The 19,534-nt window shown below is 69.6% G+C and carries 17 protein-coding genes and 1 riboswitch; of the genes, 16 read left to right on the top strand and 1 reads right to left on the bottom strand.

What is annotated here, in order from left to right; genetic code table 11:
* The first annotated feature begins 262 nt into the window (after positions 1–262).
* From hpnC to IEY89_RS04735, 13 genes are all read left to right on the top strand, one after another.
* Entirely contained in the window at positions 263–1,165 is a 903-nt protein-coding gene (hpnC, locus tag IEY89_RS04790; protein WP_189145974.1) for a squalene synthase HpnC, read from the top strand.
* The gene (gene hpnD / locus IEY89_RS04785) at positions 1,162–2,112 is read left to right on the top strand and encodes a presqualene diphosphate synthase HpnD (protein ID WP_189145973.1); all 951 of its coding nucleotides are present in this window, start codon (positions 1,162–1,164) and stop codon (positions 2,110–2,112) included. Before hpnC ends, hpnD begins: the two co-directional genes overlap by 4 nt.
* A complete protein-coding gene (locus IEY89_RS41865; RefSeq protein ID WP_373287191.1) occupies positions 2,112–2,252 on the top strand; it encodes a DUF6380 family protein in 141 nt (46 codons plus the stop codon). Before hpnD ends, IEY89_RS41865 begins: the two co-directional genes overlap by 1 nt.
* On the top strand, positions 2,249–3,667 hold the full coding sequence (hpnE, locus tag IEY89_RS04780; RefSeq protein WP_373287190.1) for a hydroxysqualene dehydroxylase HpnE: 1,419 nt from the start codon (positions 2,249–2,251) through the stop codon (positions 3,665–3,667). Before IEY89_RS41865 ends, hpnE begins: the two co-directional genes overlap by 4 nt.
* Positions 3,668–3,729: 62 nt before the next feature.
* Entirely contained in the window at positions 3,730–4,797 is a 1,068-nt protein-coding gene (locus IEY89_RS04775) for a polyprenyl synthetase family protein (protein ID WP_189145972.1), read from the top strand.
* A gap of 112 nt (positions 4,798–4,909) precedes the next feature.
* Positions 4,910–6,910 (top strand): squalene--hopene cyclase, encoded by a 2,001-nt coding sequence (gene shc, locus IEY89_RS04770; RefSeq protein ID WP_189145971.1) that lies wholly within the window; start codon positions 4,910–4,912, stop codon positions 6,908–6,910.
* A complete protein-coding gene (locus IEY89_RS04765; protein ID WP_189145970.1) occupies positions 6,910–7,545 on the top strand; it encodes a 5'-methylthioadenosine/S-adenosylhomocysteine nucleosidase family protein in 636 nt (211 codons plus the stop codon). The genes shc and IEY89_RS04765 overlap by 1 nt, the downstream gene beginning before the upstream one ends.
* Before the next feature lie 5 nt (positions 7,546–7,550).
* A complete protein-coding gene (gene hpnH / locus IEY89_RS04760; protein WP_189145969.1) occupies positions 7,551–8,573 on the top strand; it encodes an adenosyl-hopene transferase HpnH in 1,023 nt (340 codons plus the stop codon).
* Positions 8,574–8,577: 4 nt separating this feature from the next.
* Positions 8,578–9,735: a flavodoxin-dependent (E)-4-hydroxy-3-methylbut-2-enyl-diphosphate synthase gene (gene ispG, locus IEY89_RS04755; RefSeq protein WP_189145968.1), complete on the top strand. Its 1,158-nt coding sequence runs from the start codon at positions 8,578–8,580 to the stop codon at positions 9,733–9,735.
* Between the two features lie 42 nt (positions 9,736–9,777).
* A complete protein-coding gene (gene dxs / locus IEY89_RS04750) occupies positions 9,778–11,688 on the top strand; it encodes a 1-deoxy-D-xylulose-5-phosphate synthase (protein WP_189145967.1) in 1,911 nt (636 codons plus the stop codon).
* Positions 11,685–13,094: an aspartate aminotransferase family protein gene (locus tag IEY89_RS04745; protein ID WP_189145966.1), complete on the top strand. Its 1,410-nt coding sequence runs from the start codon at positions 11,685–11,687 to the stop codon at positions 13,092–13,094. The genes dxs and IEY89_RS04745 overlap by 4 nt, the downstream gene beginning before the upstream one ends.
* Before the next feature lie 96 nt (positions 13,095–13,190).
* A complete protein-coding gene (locus IEY89_RS04740; RefSeq protein ID WP_189145965.1) occupies positions 13,191–13,808 on the top strand; it encodes a helix-turn-helix domain-containing protein in 618 nt (205 codons plus the stop codon).
* Complete coding sequence (locus tag IEY89_RS04735) at positions 13,805–13,927, top strand: DUF6126 family protein (RefSeq protein ID WP_006377565.1); 123 nt, start codon at positions 13,805–13,807, stop codon at positions 13,925–13,927. Before IEY89_RS04740 ends, IEY89_RS04735 begins: the two co-directional genes overlap by 4 nt.
* Before the next feature lie 24 nt (positions 13,928–13,951).
* On the opposite strand, the gene IEY89_RS04730 is transcribed toward IEY89_RS04735, so the two are convergent.
* On the bottom strand, positions 13,952–14,749 hold the full coding sequence (locus IEY89_RS04730) for a tyrosine-protein phosphatase (RefSeq protein WP_189145964.1): 798 nt from the start codon (positions 14,747–14,749) through the stop codon (positions 13,952–13,954).
* 170 nt (positions 14,750–14,919) lie between these two features.
* Here IEY89_RS04730 and IEY89_RS04725 point away from each other — a divergent pair, with 170 nt between their 5' ends.
* From IEY89_RS04725 to IEY89_RS04715, 3 genes are all read left to right on the top strand, one after another.
* Positions 14,920–17,013: an alpha-galactosidase gene (locus tag IEY89_RS04725; RefSeq protein WP_189146104.1), complete on the top strand. Its 2,094-nt coding sequence runs from the start codon at positions 14,920–14,922 to the stop codon at positions 17,011–17,013.
* Between the two features lie 303 nt (positions 17,014–17,316).
* A riboswitch (cyclic di-AMP (ydaO/yuaA leader) is annotated at positions 17,317–17,476 on the top strand.
* A 3-nt stretch (positions 17,477–17,479) separates the two neighbouring features.
* On the top strand, positions 17,480–18,460 hold the full coding sequence (locus IEY89_RS04720; RefSeq protein WP_189145963.1) for a M23 family metallopeptidase: 981 nt from the start codon (positions 17,480–17,482) through the stop codon (positions 18,458–18,460).
* Positions 18,461–18,705: 245 nt separating this feature from the next.
* Positions 18,706–19,491: an SGNH/GDSL hydrolase family protein gene (locus tag IEY89_RS04715; protein WP_189146103.1), complete on the top strand. Its 786-nt coding sequence runs from the start codon at positions 18,706–18,708 to the stop codon at positions 19,489–19,491.
* Positions 19,492–19,534: the final 43 nt, after the last annotated feature.

Below are 19,534 nucleotides of genomic sequence, written 5' to 3'. Positions count from 1 at the left end.
AATCGGTGCGTTCTTGTGATGCGCAGGACACCCCGACGGACCATGGCGCGTTGTACAACGTAAGCTGTACCAGTGCTGAATCGCGGCAAGTGGGGCGATAACACGCGACACCCGGCATAGACCGCCGCGTGGACGGCTGGGCGGCGTGTCCGAAATAGTGCCCATTGGGTCCGCAGTGTAGAACGGGAGATGTGACGGCGATGGCTACGGAAACTCCCCAGCTCCCCACACCGAGTGCCGTCCCCGCCCCGGGCAGCGACCGGTGACCGCAACCGGCCCCGCGCGGACCGACGACCCGGAGCGCGGCACCCTCGACAAGGCCGCGGACGAGAACTTCCCCGTGGCACCCTTCTTCCTCCCCAAGGCCTGGCGCACCGACCTCATGGCCGTCTACGGCTTCGCCCGTCTGGTCGACGACATCGGCGACGGAGACCTGGCCCCCGGCGGCGCCGACGCCCGCCTGCTGGGCGTCGCCCCCGAAGAGGCCGACGACAGGCTCGTCCTCCTCGACGCCCTCGAGGCCGACCTGCGCAGGGTCTTCGACAACACCCCGCGCCACCCCCTGTTGCGCCGGCTCCAGCCGACCGTCCGCCGGTGCTCGCTCACCCCCGAGCCGTTCCTCGGCCTGATCGCCGCCAACCGTCAGGACCAGCTGGTCGGGCGGTACGAGACGTACGAGGACCTCCTCGCCTACTGCGAGCTGTCGGCCAATCCCGTCGGGCGCCTCGTCCTCGCTGTCACCGGCACCGCGACGCCCGAGCGGATCCGCCGCTCCGACTCCGTGTGCACGGCCCTCCAGATCGTCGAGCACCTCCAGGACGTCGCCGAGGATCTCGGCCGCGACCGGATCTATCTGCCCGCCCAGGACATGAAGCGCTTTCACGTCCAGGAGGCGGATCTCGCCGCCCCCACCGCAGGCGCGGCGGTGCGCGCACTGATCGCGTACGAAACGGAACGCGCCCGTGGCCTGCTGGATGAAGGCACCCCTCTCGTGGGTAGCGTCCACGGCAGGCTGAGGCTGCTGCTCGCGGGCTTCGTGGCGGGGGGAAAGGCGGCGGTCCGAGCGATCGTCGCCGCCGAGTACGACGTACTTCCCGGCCCGCCCAAGCCCGGCAGGATCCAGTTGCTGCGCGAGGTGGGCACAACCCTGCGAGGAGAGGGGTGATCCGGAGCGTGGAGTCGGAACCGCACGTGTCCGCACCGGTACTCGCCGCCTACAGCTACTGCGAGTCCGTCACCGGGCAGCAGGCCCGCAACTTCGCATACGGCATCAGACTGCTGCCGACGTCGAAGCGGCGCGCGATGTCCGCCCTGTACGCGTTCTCGCGGCGCGTCGACGACATCGGTGACGGCACGCTGGCCCCCGAGGCCAAGGCGGCACGCCTGGAGGACACCAGAGCGCTGCTCACCCGGGTGCGCGAGGGCGCGGTCGACGAGGACGACACCGACCCGGTCGCGGTCGCCCTCAGTCACGCGGCGACGCACTTCCCGATCCCGCTCGGCGGCCTCGACGAACTCATCGACGGCGTCGTGATGGACGTACGGGGGGAGACGTACGAGACCTGGGACGACCTGAAGGTCTACTGCCGCTGTGTGGCCGGGGCCATCGGGCGGCTGTCATTGGGCGTGTTCGGTACGGAGCGGGGCGCGCGCGGTTCGGAACGCGCCTCCGAGTACGCCGACACGCTGGGGCTCGCACTCCAGCTCACCAACATCCTGCGGGACGTCCGCGAGGACGCCGAGGACGGGCGGATCTATCTGCCCGCCGACGACCTCGCCAAGTTCGGCTGCTCGGCCGGGTTCAGCGGGCCGAGGCCGCCGGAGGGCTCCGACTTCGCGGGCCTCGTCCACTTCGAAGTACGGCGCGCCCGCGCCCTGTTCGCCGAGGGTTACGGGCTGCTGCCCATGCTCGACCGGCGCAGTGGCGCCTGTGTCGCCGCCATGGCCGGCATCTACCGTCGGCTCCTCGACCGCATCGAGCGCGAGCCGGAGGCCGTGCTGCGCGGCCGGGTCTCACTGCCCGGGCGCGAGAAGGCGTACGTCGCGGTGCGCGGCCTGTCGGGTCTGGACGCCCGGCATGTCTCCCGGCGGAACGTCAGGAGGCGTGTCTGATGGACAATTCGGTGCAAGGTGATGTGCCTCCGGCGAAACGTCGCGCAACCCTCCGGTCGAAGACGGCGTCCCTGACTTCAACGGCCTGCCGTGCGGCGTTCATCCGGCGCGGCGGGTGCACAGGGGGGAGTGCGCGATGAGCGACGGTACACAGCATGGGGAACGTCCGGGCAGGCACGGTGAGAAGAGCGCCGTGGTGGTCGGCGGAGGCCTCGCGGGCATCACCGCGGCGCTCTCGCTCGCCGACGCCGGTGTCCGCGTCACGCTGCTCGAAGGCAGGCCGCGGCTCGGCGGGCTCGCCTTCTCCTTCCAGCGCGACGGCCTCACCGTCGACAACGGCCAGCACGTGTACCTGCGTTGCTGCACCGCCTACCGCTGGTTCCTCGACCGCATCGACGGTGCCGAGCTCGCTCCGGTACAGGCTCGTCTCGACGTACCCGTCGTCGACGTGGCGAAGCCGGCCGGACGGCGCCTGGGCAGACTCCGCCGCGACGCGCTGCCCGTGCCGCTGCATCTCGGGCGCAGCCTGGCCACGTATCCGCACCTCTCGCTCGCCGAGCGCGCCAGAGTGGGACGTGCCGCGCTCGCGCTCAAGGCGCTGGACCTCGCCGACCCGGCGCTCGACGCGCAGGACTTCGGCAGCTGGCTGGCCGCCCACGGTCAGTCCGAGCGTGCCGTCGAGGCACTGTGGGACCTGGTGGGGGTCGCCACCCTCAACGCGGTGGCCGGGGACTCTTCCCTGGGGCTCGCCGCGATGGTGTTCAAGACCGGTCTGCTGTCCGACCCGGGCGCGGCCGACATCGGCTGGGCGCGCGTCCCGCTGGGCGAACTGCACGACACTCTGGCCCGCAAGGCGCTCGACTCCGCGGGCGTGCGTACCGAAGTCCGTACACGCGTCACCTCCATCCAACACAACGAGAACGGCCGTTGGACCGTTCAGGTTCCCGGTGAGACGCTCGACGTGGACACCGTCGTGCTCGCCGTGGCCCAGCGAGAGGCGCACGATCTGCTGCCGGAAGGCGCGCTGGACGCCCCCGAACGGCTGCTGGAGATCGGCACCGCACCCATTCTCAACGTGCATGTGGTGTACGACCGGAAGGTGCTGAGCACGCCGTTCCTGGCCGCGCTCGGCAGCCCGGTCCAGTGGGTCTTCGACCGGACCGAGGCGTCCGGGCTCGGCGGTGACGGCCAGTATCTGGCGCTGTCGCAGTCCGCGGCGCACGACGAGATCGACGAGCCCGTGGCAGCGCTGCGCGAGCGGTATCTGCCGGAGCTGGAGCGGCTGTTGCCCCGCGCGCGGGGCGCCGGCGTACGGGACTTCTTCGTCACCCGGGAGCGGACAGCGACGTTCGCCCCCACCCCCGGCGTCGGCCGGCTGCGGCCCGGCGCCCGTACCAGAATCCCCGGCCTGTACCTGGCCGGCTCGTGGACCGCCACCGGGTGGCCCGCGACCATGGAGAGTGCGGTCCGCAGCGGAGTCGGCGCGGCCGGTGCCGCGCTGGGCGCCCTGGGCCGGCCCCGCCACCACCTCTTCGACGTGGAGGAGGCAGCCTGATGCTCGATCATCAGCACGCGGCAGGTCCTCGCACCCCCAGCACCGCAACAAGAGGAGAGACTGTGCCCACTGTGCCCCCGGCCCCGAAAGTCGCCGACGCGGTGGACGTGACCGCGCTCCTGGAGCGCGGCCGGACCCTGGCCACTCCGGTACTGCGGGCGGCGATCGACCGTCTCGCGGCGCCCATGGACACCGTCTCCGCCTACCACTTCGGCTGGATCGACGCCCAGGGCAGGCCTGCCGCAGGCGACGGCGGCAAGGCCGTACGCCCCGCACTCGCCGTGCTGTCGGCCGAGGTCACCGGCGCCGACCCCGAGGTCGGCATCCCCGGCGCGGTCGCCGTCGAGCTGGTGCACAACTTCTCGCTGCTGCACGATGACCTGATGGACGGCGACGAACAGCGCCGCCACCGCGACACCGTCTGGAAGGTGCACGGCCCCGCCCAGGCCATCCTGGTCGGTGACGCCCTGTTCGCGCTGGCCAACGAGATCCTCCTGGAACTCGGCACCGTCGAGGCCGGCCGCGCCACCCGCCGCCTCACCACCGCGACCCGCGCCCTCATCGACGGCCAGGCCCAGGACATCTCCTACGAGCACCGCGACCGCGTCAGCGTCGAGGAGTGCCTGGAGATGGAGGGCAACAAGACCGGCGCCCTGCTCGCCTGCGCCAGCTCCATCGGCGCGGTCCTCGGCGGCGCGGACGACCGCACCGCCGACACCCTGGAGAAGTACGGCTACCACCTCGGCCTGGCCTTCCAGGCCGTCGACGACCTCCTCGGCATCTGGGGCGACCCGGAGTCCACCGGCAAGCAGACCTGGAGCGACCTGCGCCAGCGCAAGAAGTCCCTGCCCGTCGTCGCCGCCCTCGCGGCGAACGGCCCGGCCGCCGAGCGGCTCGGCGCTCTCCTCGCCGCCGACGCGAAGAGCAGCGACTTCGAGAACTTCTCCGAGGAGGAGTTCGCCGCCCGCGCCGCCCTGATCGAACAGGCGGGCGGCCGTGAGTGGACCGCAGAGGAGGCGCGCCGGCAGCACACCATCGCCGTCGACGCACTGAGCGCCATCGACATGCCCGACCGGGTGCGTGCGCAGTTCACGGCGCTCGCCGACTTCGTCGTCGTACGAAAGAGATGATCACTATCGGTCGAATAAGCCTCGCGTAGTCGCCGGCCGGCGCCGCCTTCAGCGGCGCACCGGCCGACGGCGGACCCACAGCAGAGACATGCCACTGCACGAAGGGGAAGCCATGACAGCGACGACCGACGGAAGCACCGGGGCACTCCCGCCTCGCGCTGCCTCGGCCAGCGAAACCGACACCGACACCACCAACGCCCCAGTGGCGGCAGGGATTCAGGATGCCGCCGCGCATGCCATGAGGCGTGCCACCGATCATCTGCTCGCGCGGCAGGACGCCGAGGGCTGGTGGAAGGGCGACCTCGAGACCAACGTCACGATGGACGCAGAGGACCTGCTGCTCCGTCAGTTCCTGGGTATCCGCGACGAACAGACCACCCAGGCAGCCGCGTTGTTCATCCGCGGCGAGCAGCGCGACGACGGCACCTGGGCCACCTTCCACGGCGGACCCGCCGACCTCTCCGCCACCGTCGAGGCGTACGTCGCCCTGCGGCTGGCCGGGGACGCACCCGAAGCGCCGCACATGGCGAAGGCGTCCGCCTGGATCCGTGACCGGGGAGGCATCGCCGCCGCCCGGGTCTTCACCCGCATCTGGCTGGCCCTGTTCGGCTGGTGGAAGTGGGACGATCTCCCCGAACTCCCGCCGGAACTCATCTACTTCCCGAAGTGGATGCCGCTCAACATCTACGACTTCGGCTGCTGGGCCCGGCAGACCATCGTGCCGCTCACCATCGTCAGCGCGAAGCGCCCGGTCCGCCCGGCGCCCTTCCCGCTCGACGAGCTTCACATCGACCCCGATCTGCCGAACCCGGGCAAGTCCTTCGCCCCGCTGGCCAGTTGGGACGGTGCCTTCCAGCGTCTCGACCGGGTCCTGCACGGTTACCGCAAGGTGGCGGTGCGCCGGCTGCGGAAGGCGGCCATGAACGCCGCCGCCCGCTGGATCATCGAGCGCCAGGAGAACGACGGCTGCTGGGGAGGCATCCAGCCGCCCGCCGTCTACTCGGTGATCGCCCTGCACCTGCTCGGCTACGACCTCGAACACCCGGTCATGCGGGCCGGGTTGGAGTCCCTGGACCGCTTCACGGTGTGGCGCGAGGACGGGGCCCGGATGATCGAGGCCTGCCAGTCGCCGGTGTGGGACACCTGCCTCGCCGTCATCGCCCTCGCCGACGCGGGGCTGCCCGCCGACCACCCCCAACTGGTCAAGGCCGCCGACTGGATGCTGGGCGAGCAGGTGGTCCGGCCCGGCGACTGGTCCGTACGCCGCCCCGAACTGCCTCCGGGCGGCTGGGCGTTCGAGTTCCACAACGACAACTACCCCGACATCGACGACACCGCCGAAGTCGTCCTCGCGCTGCGCCGCGTCCGGCACCACGACCCCGAGCGGGTGGAGAAGGCCATCGGGCGCGGGGTGCGCTGGAACCTCGGGATGCAGTCGAAGAACGGTGCCTGGGGCGCCTTCGACGTCGACAACACCAGCACCCTCCCCAACAAGCTGCCGTTCTGCGACTTCGGTGAGGTCATCGACCCGCCGTCCGCCGACGTCACCGCGCATGTCGTGGAGATGCTCGCCGTCGAGGGCATGTCCCACGATCCGCGCACCCGGCGCGGCATCGAGTGGCTGCTCGCCGAACAGGAGCCGGGCGGTGCGTGGTTCGGCCGCTGGGGCGTCAACTACGTCTACGGCACCGGCTCGGTGGTGCCCGCACTGACCGCGGCCGGCCTGCCGGCCGCGCACCCGGCGATCCGGCGCGCGGTGGGCTGGCTGGAGAAGGTCCAGAACGACGACGGCGGCTGGGGCGAGGACCTGCGCTCCTACGACGACAGCGTGAACTGGAGCGGCCGGGGCGCCTCGACCGCCTCCCAGACGGCCTGGGCGCTGCTCGCCCTGCTGGCCGCCGGGGAGCACGACTCCAAGGCCGTCGAACGCGGTGTCGAGTGGCTCGCGGCGACCCAGTTGCCGGACGGCTCGTGGGACGAGCCGTACTTCACCGGCACAGGATTCCCCTGGGACTTCTCGATCAACTACCACCTCTACCGCCAGGTCTTCCCGCTCACCGCGCTCGGCCGGTATGTCCACGGTGAGCCCTTCGCCGACGCCAAGGGGGCCTGATGGACAGACCGTCCGAGTCGGCCCCGCTGCTGATCGCCTGCGCGCTCGGCATCGAACGGCTCGCCCTGCGCCGGGGCGAGCGCGGCGCCGGAACCGTCACCGTGCTGCGTACGGGAATGGGGCCCGTCGCCGCCGAGGCGGCCGTCACCCGGGCCCTCGCCGACCCGGCGCTGCGCGACGCCGCAGTGCTGGCCACCGGCTTCTGCGCGGGACTCGCCCCCGGAATGCACCCCGGCGACCTGGTGGTCGCCGAGGAGACCCGGGACCCGCGCGGCACCACCCGCTGCGTCGGCACCGAACGGCTCGTCGAGGAACTGGTGCGTGCCGTGCCCGGGCGCACCGTCCACACCGGCCCCCTCACCGGTTCCGATCACGTCGTACGCGGTCACGAACGGTCGGATCTGCTGGCGACCGGCGCAATCGCGGTCGACATGGAGTCGGCGGCCACGCTCCACAGCGCCGGGCGCACAGGCGTGCGCCCCGTTGCGGCCGTACGGGTGGTCGTGGACGCTCCAGAGCATGAACTCGTCCGGATCGGCACACTTCGCGGTGGAATATCGGCCTTCCGCGTTCTTCGTTCGGTCCTTCCCGCTTTTGTCGAATGGCACCGTTCCTTGCTGCTCCCCCGGAGGTGAGCCAGATGGTCATGCCGCTCCGTCAATCCATCAAGATCGCTACGTATTTGGCCGAACAGAAAATCCGTAAGCGGGACAAGTTCCCGCTGATCGTCGAACTGGAGCCGCTCTACGCCTGCAACCTCAAGTGTGAGGGCTGCGGGAAGATCCAGCATCCGGCCGGTGTGCTCAAGCAGCGCATGCCGGTCGCCCAGGCCGTCGGAGCGGTCCTCGAATCCGGGGCCCCGATGGTGTCCATCGCCGGCGGCGAACCCCTGATGCACCCTCATATCGACGAGATCGTGCGGCAGTTGGTGGCGAAGAAGAAGTACGTCTTCCTCTGCACCAACGCCATGCTGCTGCGCAAGAAGATGGACAGGTTCACGCCCTCGCCGTACTTCGCGTTCGCCGTGCACATCGACGGACTGCGTGCGCGGCACGACGAGTCCGTCGCGAAGGAGGGGGTGTTCGACGAGGCCGTGGCCGCCATCAAGGAGGCCAAGAAGCGCGGCTTCCGGGTCACCACCAACTCGACCTTCTTCAACACCGACACCCCGCAGACCATCATCGAGGTGCTCGACTTCCTCAACGACGACCTCCAGGTCGACGAGATGATGATCTCGCCCGCCTACGCCTACGAGAAGGCTCCCGACCAGGAGCACTTCCTCGGCGTCGAGCAGACCCGTGAACTGTTCAAGAAAGCTTTCGGCGGCGGCAACCGCCGGCGCTGGCGGCTCAACCACTCCCCGCTCTTCCTGGACTTCCTGGAGGGCAAGGTCGACTTCCCGTGCACGGCGTGGGCGATCCCGAACTACTCGCTGTTCGGCTGGCAGAAGCCCTGCTACCTGATGAGCGACGGGTATGTGACGACGTACAAGGAGCTCATCGAGAAGACCGACTGGGACTCCTACGGCCGGGGCAAGGACGACCGGTGTGCCAACTGCATGGCCCACTGCGGCTACGAACCGACGGCCGTCATGGCCACTATGGGGTCCCTCAAGGAGTCCCTGCGTGCCATGCGCGAGACCGTCGCCGGAAACCGGGAGTGACGTCGTGACCGCCGTCTCCCTGGGTGTCCCCGAGATGCCGCTCCGTCCGATCGCCGAGCGCCGGGTCTCCCGGCGCATCGAGGTCGGGCCGGTGGCGGTCGGGGGCGGGGCCCCGGTGTCGGTCCAGTCGATGACGACGACGCGTACGTCGGACATCGGCGCCACGCTCCAGCAGATCGCCGAGCTGACGGCGTCCGGCTGCCAGATCGTGCGGGTCGCGTGTCCCACGCAGGACGACGCGGACGCCCTCGCCACCATCGCCCGCAAGTCGCAGATCCCGGTGATCGCCGACATCCACTTCCAGCCGAAGTACGTGTTCGCCGCGATCGAGGCCGGCTGCGCGGCGGTCCGGGTGAACCCCGGCAACATCAAGCAGTTCGACGACCAGGTGAAGGAGATCGCGCGCGCTGCCAAGGACCACGGCACGCCGATCCGGATCGGGGTCAACGCCGGTTCGCTGGACCGGAGGCTGCTCCAGAAGTACGGGAAGGCGACGCCGGAGGCGCTCGTCGAGTCGGCGCTGTGGGAGGCGTCGCTGTTCGAGGAGCACGGCTTCAGGGACATCAAGATCTCGGTCAAGCACAGTGACCCGGTCATCATGGTCAACGCCTACCGGTTGCTCGCGGAACGGTGCGACTACCCGCTGCACCTGGGCGTCACCGAGGCCGGTCCAGCCTTCCAGGGGACCATCAAGTCGGCTGTGGCTTTTGGGGCGTTGCTGAGCGAGGGCATCGGGGACACCATCCGGGTCTCGCTGTCGGCGCCGCCCGCCGAGGAGGTCAAGGTCGGCATCCAGATCCTGGAATCACTCAACCTGCGGCAACGGCGGCTGGAGATCGTGTCCTGTCCGTCCTGCGGGCGTGCCCAGGTCGACGTCTACAAGCTCGCCGACCAGGTGACGGCCGGGTTGGAGGGCATGGAAGTTCCCTTGCGCGTCGCGGTCATGGGGTGTGTCGTCAACGGCCCCGGCGAGGCACGGGAGGCGGACCTCGGGGTCGCCTCCGGCAACGGGAAGGGGCAGATCTTCGTGAAGGGCGAGGTCATCAAGACCGTGCCCGAGTCGAAGATCGTGGAGACCCTGATCGAGGAGGCGATGAAGATCGCCGAACAGATGGAGCAGGACGGCGTCACGTCGGGGGAACCGGCGGTCACCGTGAGCTGAACAGCACGGGCTGGCGAGTACGGAAGAAAAGGGGGCCCGAGCGTGACGATTCTGGAGAACATCCGGGGACCACGCGACCTGAAGGCGCTGTCCGAGGCGGAACTCGGTGAACTGTCCGACGAGATACGGGAGTTCCTGGTGCACGCGGTCGCCAGGACCGGCGGGCATCTCGGACCCAATCTGGGGGTGGTGGAACTCACCGTCGCGCTCCACCGGGTCTTCGAGTCACCGGCCGACCGCATCCTGTGGGACACCGGCCATCAGAGCTACGTACACAAACTTCTGACGGGACGTCAGGACTTCTCCAAGCTGCGCGGCAAGGGAGGCCTCTCAGGTTATCCCTCGCGCGAGGAGTCCGAGCACGACATCATCGAGAACAGCCACGCGTCCACCGCGCTCGGCTGGGCCGACGGGCTCGCCAAGGCCCGCCAGGTGCAGGGCGGGAAGGGGCATGTCGTCGCGGTCATCGGCGACGGCGCGCTCACCGGCGGGATGGCCTGGGAGGCGCTCAACAACATCGCGGCGGCCAAGGACCGGCCCCTGATCATCGTCGTCAACGACAACGAACGCTCCTACTCACCCACCATCGGCGGCCTCGCCAACCACCTGGCGACCCTGCGGACGACAGACAGCTACGAGCAGGTGCTGGCCTGGGGCAAGGATGTACTGCTGCGGACCCCTCTCATCGGCAACACCCTCTACGAGTCGCTGCACGGTGCGAAGAAGGGCTTCAAGGACGCGTTCAATCCGCAGGGCATGTTCGAGGACCTGGGGCTGAAGTACGTCGGCCCGATCGACGGGCACGACATCGGGGCGGTGGAGTCCGCGCTGCGGCGCGCGAAGCGTTTCCACGGGCCCGTGCTGATCCACTGCCTGACGGAGAAGGGGCGCGGCTACGAGCCCGCGCGTTCGCACGAGGAGGACCACTTCCACACCGTCGGTGTGATGGATCCGCTGACCTGCGAGCCGCTCGCGCCTTCCAACGGGCCTTCCTGGACCTCGGTGTTCGGCGACGAGATCGTGAGGATCGGGGAGGAGCGCGACGACGTCGTCGCGATCACCGCGGCCATGCTGCATCCCGTGGGCCTCGGTAGGTTCGCCGAGCGGTTCCCCGAGCGGGTGTGGGACGTAGGGATCGCCGAGCAGCACGCGGCGGTGTCGGCGGCGGGACTGGCGACGGGCGGTCTGCATCCCGTCGTCGCCGTGTACGCCACCTTCCTCAACCGTGCCTTCGACCAGTTGCTGATGGATGTCGCGCTGCACCGGTGCGGGGTGACGTTCGTCCTGGACCGCGCCGGTGTCACGGGAGTCGACGGAGCGTCGCACAACGGGATGTGGGACCTGTCCATCCTCCAGGTCGTGCCCGGTCTGAGGATCGCCGCACCGCGTGACGCCGACCAGCTCCGCGCCCAGCTCCGGGAGGCGGTGGCCGTCGACGACGCGCCCACGCTGATCCGGTTCCCCAAGGAGTCGGTGGGGCCGGCGATCGAGGCCGTCGGCCATGTGGGCGGAATGCATGTGCTGCACCGGTCCGAGGAGGCCGCCGACGTGCTGCTGGTGGCCGTCGGCGTGATGGCTCCGGTGTGTCTGCAGGCCGCCGAGCTGCTGGTGGGGCGCGGCATCAACTGCACGGTTGTGGACCCGCGTTGGGTCAAGCCCGTCGACCCGGCGCTGCCGGGCCTGGCCGCCGGACATCGCATGGTCGCCGTCGTCGAGGACAACAGCCGCGCGTCCGGGGTCGGAGCCGCTGTGGCGCTGGCCCTCGGCGACGCCGAAGTCGACGTACCTGTGCGGCGGTTCGGGATTCCGGAACAGTTCCTCGCGCATGCCAAGCGCGGTGAGCTGCTCGCCGACATCGGCCTCACACCTGTCGAGATCGCCGGACGGATCAGCGCCGGGCTGGCCACCAAGGAAGAGCTGTCCAAGGGGAAGTCCAAGGAGAAACAGGAATGACATCCGCTGAACCCGGGTCCCCGTCGGGGGAGTTCGACCTCGGCGCGCTGCTGGCCGAGCGCGGTGCCGAACGCTACGAGCTGCACAGCAGGCATCTCAACCACCAACTCCCACGCATGCTGCACACCATCGGCTTCGACAAGGTCTACGAGCGGGCCGAGGGCGCGTACTTCTGGGACGCGGACGGCGACGACTACCTCGACATGCTCGCCGGGTTCGGGGTGATGGGCCTCGGCCGTCATCACCCCGTGGTCCGCAAGGCGCTGCACGACGTCCTCGACGCCCGGCTCGCCGACCTCACCCGCTTCGACTGCCAGCCGCTGCCCGGACTGCTCGCGGAGCGGCTCCTCACCCACAGTCCGCATCTGGACCGGGTGTTCTTCGGCAACAGCGGCACGGAAGCGGTGGAGACCGCGCTCAAGTTCGCCCGGTACGCCACCGGGAAACCGCGCGTCCTGTACTGCAAGCACGCCTTCCACGGCCTGACCACCGGGTCCCTCTCCGTCAACGGCGAGGACGGCTTCCGGGACGGCTTCGCCCCGTTGCTGCCCGACACCGCCGTCCCCCTCGGTGATCTCGACGCCCTGGCACGGGAGTTGAAGAAGGGCGACGTGGCAGCCCTGATCGTCGAACCGATCCAGGGCAAGGGCGTGCACGAGGCGCCTCCCGGATATCTGCGCGCCGCGCAGGAGTTGCTGCACCGGCACAAGGCGCTGCTGATCGCTGACGAGGTGCAGACCGGTCTCGGGCGGACCGGTGACTTCTACGCCTACCAGCACGAGGACGGCGTCGAGCCCGACCTGGTGTGTGTGGCGAAGGCGCTGTCCGGCGGATACGTGCCCGTGGGTGCCACGATCGGCAAGGAGTGGATCTTCAAGAAGGTGTACTCGTCGATCGACCGCGTCCTTGTGCACTCGGCCAGCTTCGGGGGCAACGCCCAGGCCATGGCGGCGGGCCTCGCCGTGCTGTCGGTCATGGAGAACGAGCAGATCGTCGCCAACGCCCGGGCCACGGGGGACCGGTTGAGGTCCCGGCTGGCGGCGCTCGTCGACAAGTACGAGCTGCTGGCCGACGTACGCGGCCGGGGATTGATGATCGGCATCGAGTTCGGGAAGCCCAGGTCACTGAAGCTGCGCAGCCGCTGGACGATGCTTCAGGCCGCCCGCAAGGGGCTGTTCGCCCAGATGGTCGTCGTACCGCTGCTGCAACGGCACCGGATCCTGACGCAGGTCTCCGGCGACCACCTGGAGGTGATCAAGCTGATTCCGCCGCTGATCGTCGGCGAGCGGGAAGTGGACCGCTTCGTGGACGCCTTCACCGCCGTGATGGACGACGCGCACAGCGGGGGCGGGCTGATGTGGGACTTCGGGAAGACGCTGGTCAAGCAGGCGGTGGCCAACAGGTAGGACGACAGGGAAAAGGGGCCGGGCGGACCCCCTTACGCGGTTTGCCTCTGAGGCAAGATATTTGCCTCAGAGGCAAAACTGCGGCTGAATGGAGGCATGAGCCTTCCCGAAGAGTCGTCCGGGCCGGTCGAGGACCTGCCCGTCGTCGCACCGCAGCTTCGGGCGCTGCGTCGCCGGGCCTCCCTCACGCTGGAGGCCGCGGCCCGGTCGGCCGGACTGTCGCCCGCCCATCTCTCCCGCCTGGAGACCGGGCAGCGCCAGCCCTCCCTGCCGATGCTGCTCGGACTCGCCCGTGTCTACGGTACGACGGTCTCCGAACTGCTCGGTGAGACGGTCGCCGACCGGGACGCGATCGTACGCGCCGCCGACATGGAGCCGACAGCCGCGGGCGGCTGGTCCTACTGGCAGGCCGGTGCGTCCGGACGCGGCATGCAGGCACTGCGCGTCCATGTTCCGCACGGGGCGCAGGGCGACATCGTGCGCGTCCACCCCGGCGAGGAGTGGCTGTACGTCCTCAAGGGGCGGCTGCGGCTGCGGCTGGGGGACACCGCACACGTCCTCGCACCCGGTGACAGCGCGCACTTCGACTCGCTGACCCCGCACCGCCTCGCCGCCGACGGCCGCGACGGCACCGACCTGCTCTTCGTCCACACCCTGCTTCAAAGCCCGACCGCCGGCCTCTGTATCGGCCCGACCACTGGAGTGACGCCATGACCGACATGGAGGAAAAGTTCCCCCGGGCCCTGTGGGTCCGACTGATCATCTACATCGCGGTCGGACACCTCTTCGCCGGCTTCATCTACCTGCTGTTCGAGGTGGGCGCGAAGCAGTAGCGGTCACGGACGGCGGGTCCGGTCTCAGTCCAAGAACCGCTCCCGCAGCCGCTCCCGTATCTCGGGGGTGACGCCCAGTCCCTGCTCCAGATAGCTGTCGACGCCGCCCCAGGTCTCCTCGACGGCCTCCATCGCCGCTTTCAGATAATCGGGACGGGTCCCGAAGAGCGGGTTGAGCAGTTCCAGGACCTCGGGGCTGTAGGCCTTGGCCGCGGAGCCGTTGCGACGCACCTTGTAGCGGCGGTGCTGCGCGTTCGACTCCATGTAGTCGGCCACGATGGCGTCGCGCTCCACCCCGACGGCGAGCAGCGTCACCGCGATGGACAGGCCCGCGCGGTCCTTGCCGGCCGCACAGTGCATCAGGGCCGGGACGCTGTCCTCCGCCAGCGCGTGGAGCATGCGGGAATGTTCGGCGGTGCGGTCCCGGACGATCTCCCGGTAGGAGTTGATCATCCGCTGCTCGCCCTTGCCGTCGGCCAGGAGGCTGCGCAGTTCGTCGAGATCGCCGTCCCGGACCATCTTCCAGAACTCCGCGCCGTGCGCCGGGTCGGACAACGGGATGTTCACGTTGCGCACGCCCGGCAGCTCGATGTCCGGCCCCTCCAGCCCGATGTCCGCCGCGTTGCGGAAGTCGAAGATCGTGTGCAGCCCGAGGGAGCCCAGAAACGCCGCGTCCTCGTCGGTCGCGTGAGCGAGATGACCGCTGCGGAACAGTCGCCCGTGCGCCACGCGTCGGCCGTCCACCGTCGGCAGTCCGCCCACGTCACGGAAGTTTCGTACCCCGCCCAGTTCGGGCTCGGTCGACGGGACCTGCTGCGTCACGGGGGCTCCCCTCCCACACCGCCCCGCGGACGCTGCTCGTCGACGGGCGCGCTTCGACGATACGACATGGGTGAGCAGGCCAATGAGTTTTCCACAGGCGTTGCCGTCCGGGGCCGTGGCGCTGATGATGTTGATGCTTGAGCGTGCCTGTTCGAATCTGTGGGGACATGATGCTGGAAATTGCCGGAACCGGTCGTACGTGGCTTCTCTCGGGGCCCAGCAGCAGTTACGCCGTCCACCTCACCGAGGACGACGAACTGCTGCACCTGCACTGGGGTCCGCGGATCGCCCTCGCCGACGCGGAGGCGCTCGCCGTTCGTCCCCTGCCGGAGTACTGGCCCTTCGAGGCCCCGCTCGACGGCCACGAGGAGTACCCGGTCGAGGGCGGCCCCCGCTTCGTCCGGCCCGCGCTGTCCGTGCGGACCGACGAGCGCCGGGGCACCGAGTGGCGCTACGAGGCGTACGAGACCGGGCGCGGCGACGAGGGGGACGAACTGCGGCTGCGGTTCCGTGACGGAGGGCTGTCGATCACGCTGCACTACCGGATGCGCCACGACGTCGTGGAGCGCTGGGTGACCCTCGCCCATGACGGGCCCGCCGGAACCGGCCCGCTGGAGCTGCTTCGCGCGGACTCCGCCACCTGGACGCTCCCCGTGCGCGACGGCTGGCGCCTCTCCCAGTTGCATGGCCGCTGGGCCGCCGAGTCCCGGCTCGTGAAAGCGGACCTCACCTACGGTGAGAAGGTCATCGGCAGCCGGCGCGGTCACACCGGGCACCAGCACCTGCCCTGGGTGGCGCTCGACACCGACGCGACCGAGGAGCACGGTGAGGTGTATGCCTGTGCGCTCGGCTGGTCCGGGTCCTGGCGGATCGCCGTCGCCCAACTGCCCGACGCGCGCGTGCAGATCACCGGCGGCGCCGGATACGACGACTCGGGCCTGTTGCGCCTGGCGGCGGGCGAGTCCTTCACCACGCCCGTCTTCGCGGGGCTGTGGACCGATGGCGGACACGGCGGGGCGAGCCGGGCATGGCACGCGTACCAGCGCGCGTTCGTCGTCCCGGACGCGGACCGGGACCGGCCCGTGCTCTACAACTCGTGGGAAGCCACGGAGTTCGACATCTCCGAGGAGCAGCAGGGGACGCTGGCCCGGCGGGCCGCCGCGATCGGTGTCGAACTGTTCGTCGTGGACGACGGCTGGTTCGGGGCCCGCACCAGCGACCGGGCCGGCCTCGGCGACTGGACGCCCAACCCGGACCGCTTCCCGGCGGGCCTGGGGCCGCTCGCCGAGTACGTGCACTCCCTGGGGATGCGGTTCGGTATCTGGGTGGAGCCCGAGATGGTCAACCCCGACAGTGACCTGTACCGCGCGCACCCCGACTGGGTGCAGTTCCAGCCGGGACGGAAGCGGACGGAGTTCCGCAATCAGCTCGTACTGAACCTCGCGCGCGAGGATGTCCGCGAGTACCTCTGGGAGCAGCTCGACGGGATGCTCTCCAGCGCCCCGATCGACTACGTGAAGTGGGACTTCAACCGCTGCTTCACCGACGCGGGCTGGCCCGGTGAGGACTACCCGCAGCGTCTGTGGGTCGACCACGTGCACGGGCTGTACGCCCTGCTGGACCGGTTGCGGGCGGCCCACCCGGCCGTCGCCTTCGAGTCCTGCTCGGGCGGCGGCGGCCGGATCGACCTCGGGGTCCTCGCCCGTACGGACCAGGTGTGGACCTCCGACAACACCGACCCGCTGGACCGCCTGGCCATCCAGGAGGGCTTCAGTCAGATCCATCCGGCGCGGGTCATGGCCGCCTGGGTCACGGACAGCCCGAACACCCAGCTCAACGACCGGGTCAGCTCGTTGCGGTTCCGTTTTGTGAGTGCGATGGCCGGGGTGCTCGGCGTCGGCGGTGACCTCACGAAGTGGGCGGAGGAGGAGCTGGCCGAGGCCGGGGAGTGGGTGGGGCTCTACAAGGAGATCCGGCCCGTCGTGCAGCGCGGCGACCTCTACCGGCTGCGGCGGCCGACCGGCGGACTTAGCGCGGTGCAGTACGTGCTCGGGGACGAGACCGTCGTCCTCGCCTGGCTCCAGGCGCAGCACCATGGCGAACCGGTGCCGGCTCTGCGGTTGCGCGGACTTGACCCGACGGCGACGTATGAATGCCGTGAAACGGGTGAAATCCATCGAGGTGCCGTGCTCTCGCATCGCGGCCTGCGGACCGGGCTGAAGGGCGACCTCGATGCGGCAGTTTTCCGGCTGCGCCACCTCTGATGCTTCTGTCCGTTATGGCACCTTCATTCCAACTCGCTGGGAAATGAGGATTGCTGTGCGTCGGAGGCGTGAGCAGCGTCATATCCGTGACCGTGAGTCGCCGTCATGTTCACGTAATTTCGGTGTGTTCTCAGGGAGTTCCCGGTTCTGAGGGAGCTCGAATTCACGGACAGTGACCGGGAATTCCGGGGAGGATCACAGGAAATCCGTACACAGGGAACCTGAGGCTTGTTCCGGTGCGTCCTGGTCGCTTACGTTCGCCACCAATCCGGACGGACGCCCAATCCTGCCGCCGCCCGGAGCCCGCATCGAACACCCGAGAACGGCAGGAGTGGGGGACCCACAGGTAGAACGCCTGTTCCGGTCTCTGGAACAGGCTTGGGGTTAAGTCACGTTCAGGCGTGGCCGGACATCTCCAGTCCGCACCCGACAGCTCACCTCGCAGGCGCCGGAGAAGGAATTCGTCATGCCCGCGAAGGGTAAGCACCGCCGTCCCAAGTCCCAGCGATTCACCCGCTCGATAGCCGTGGCCGGAACCGGTGGAGCGGCTCTCGCCCTGCCGTTGCTGGGAGCCACCGGCGCCCATGCGGCCACGGCGGAGTCCGCGACCCAGTCGGTGTCGTCGCTTTCGGAGTCGGCCAAGTCCGTAACGGCTGATTCCGTTTCCGCGAAAGAGGCAAAGGCCGCAGCGTCCGCGCCCTCCGCCGCCAAGAAGGCGAGCGTCAGGACCTACGCGGTCCAGGCCGGCGACTATCTCTCGAAGATCGCCCAGGAGCAGAGCGTCAGCGGTGGCTGGCAGAAGCTCTACTCGGACAACCGCACCGCCATCGGCGCCGACCCGGGCCTGATCCACCCCGGTCTGAAGCTGACGATCGGCAAGAAGGCCGCGTCGACCTCCTCGCCTTCCTCGCCTTCCTCGTCCTCCGAAAACTCCTCGTCCTCCTCGAAGTCCACGCAGACGGAGAGTTCCAGGCCGGCCGCCGAGAGCGCGACGGCCGAGACCTCGACGACCGAGGCCGCCGACACCGGCACCTCCAGTGGCTTCACCCTCCCCGTGGCCGGCGCCACCGTCGGCACCGCCTACCGCGTGGCGGGCAGCATGTGGTCCAGCGGTTACCACACGGGCGTCGACTTCGTCGTCCCGACCGGCACCTCCCTCAAGGCCGTCGGTGCCGGCACCGTCGTCTCCGCAGGCTGGGGCGGTGCGTACGGCAACCAGGTCGTCGTCCAGCTCGCCGACGGCTACTACGCCCAGTACGCCCACCTCTCCCAGCTCTCCGTCTCGGCAGGCCAGAGTGTGACGGCGGGTCAGCAGATCGGGCTCTCCGGTGCCACCGGCAACGTGACCGGACCGCACCTGCACTTCGAGATCCGCACCACCCCTGACTACGGCTCCGACCTGGACCCGGTCGCGTTCCTCCGCTCGAAGGGCGTCGCCGTCGGCTGACGCGCACACGCTCCGCAGCACACGGGCCGATGGCCGGACCCCCTGCTCGGGGTCTGGCCATCGGCCCGTCTCGCGGTTCGGTGGTCCACCAGCCAGTCGCGGCATCGCGTTATTCCGGGTTGACCAACACTTGACGAGTGGCTTATCTCACCGCGCGTCAACCCCTTCCTACGGTCGCGTAGCTCACATCGGAAGGTGAATCATGGGGCGATGTGGCAGACGATTCGAAGAATGACGGCAGAGCAGTGATCGGGTCGTACGTGGCGGTGGGGGACAGCTTCACCGAAGGCGTCGGCGACCCCGGCCCCGACGGGGCGTTCGTCGGCTGGGCCGACCGGTTCGCGGTACTGCTCGCGGACCGGCGCCCCGAGGGCGACTTCGACTACACGAACCTCGCGGTACGCGGGAGGCTGCTCGACCACATCGTGGCCGAACAGCTTCCGCGCGCCCGGGAACAGGCCCCTGACCTGGTCTCCTTCTGCGCGGGCGGCAACGACATCATCCGGCCCGGCAGTGACCCGGACGAGGTCGCGGAGCGCTTCGAGCGCGCGGTGATCGGCCTCACCTCGGCGGTCGGCACGGTCATGGTGACGACCGGCTTCGACACCCGCAACGTCCCGGTGCTCAGGCGCATGCGCGGCAAGATCGCCACGTACAACGGACACCTCCGGGCCATCGCCGACCGCTACGGCTGCCCCGTGCTCGACCTGTGGTCCCTGAAGACCATCCAGGATCGCAGAGCCTGGGACCACGACCGGCTGCATCTCTCGCCCGAGGGGCACACGCGCGTGGCGCTGCGCGCGGGACAGGTCCTCGGCCTGGAGATCCCGGCCGACCCGGACCAGCCCTGGCCCCCGTTGCCTCCGCGAGGCACCTTCGAGATCCGCCGCGACGACGTCCACTGGGCCCGCGAGTACCTGGTCCCGTGGATCGGCCGACGCCTGCGCGGCGAGTCGTCGGGCGACCATGTGACGGCCAAGGGGAGCCTGTCGCCGGTGGACATCAAGAGCCGGATCGAGTGGGTCGCGTGAGGGTTTCCAGTCCGTCCGGCGTTTGAGGACGAGGCCGTCCAGG

It is taken from the genome of Streptomyces lacrimifluminis, from assembly GCF_014646095.1.
GTDB lineage: Bacteria > Actinomycetota > Actinomycetes > Streptomycetales > Streptomycetaceae > Streptomyces > Streptomyces lacrimifluminis.
The sequence above is the reverse complement of the archived record's forward strand: the minus strand, read 5'-3'. Positions and strand labels throughout refer to the sequence as shown.

Coding starts and splice junctions, on each gene's coding strand:
- IEY89_RS04725 (WP_189146104.1), top strand. CDS start 14,920: ATGCTGGAAATTGCCGGAACCGGTCGTACGTGGCTTCTCTCGGGGCCC.
- IEY89_RS04735 (WP_006377565.1), top strand. CDS start 13,805: ATGACCGACATGGAGGAAAAGTTCCCCCGGGCCCTGTGGGTCCGACTG.
- hpnE (WP_373287190.1), top strand. CDS start 2,249: ATGAGCGACGGTACACAGCATGGGGAACGTCCGGGCAGGCACGGTGAG.
- IEY89_RS04765 (WP_189145970.1), top strand. CDS start 6,910: ATGGACAGACCGTCCGAGTCGGCCCCGCTGCTGATCGCCTGCGCGCTC.
- shc (WP_189145971.1), top strand. CDS start 4,910: ATGACAGCGACGACCGACGGAAGCACCGGGGCACTCCCGCCTCGCGCT.
- hpnH (WP_189145969.1), top strand. CDS start 7,551: ATGGTCATGCCGCTCCGTCAATCCATCAAGATCGCTACGTATTTGGCC.
- IEY89_RS41865 (WP_373287191.1), top strand. CDS start 2,112: ATGGACAATTCGGTGCAAGGTGATGTGCCTCCGGCGAAACGTCGCGCA.
- IEY89_RS04720 (WP_189145963.1), top strand. CDS start 17,480: ATGCCCGCGAAGGGTAAGCACCGCCGTCCCAAGTCCCAGCGATTCACC.
- IEY89_RS04745 (WP_189145966.1), top strand. CDS start 11,685: ATGACATCCGCTGAACCCGGGTCCCCGTCGGGGGAGTTCGACCTCGGC.
- IEY89_RS04740 (WP_189145965.1), top strand. CDS start 13,191: ATGAGCCTTCCCGAAGAGTCGTCCGGGCCGGTCGAGGACCTGCCCGTC.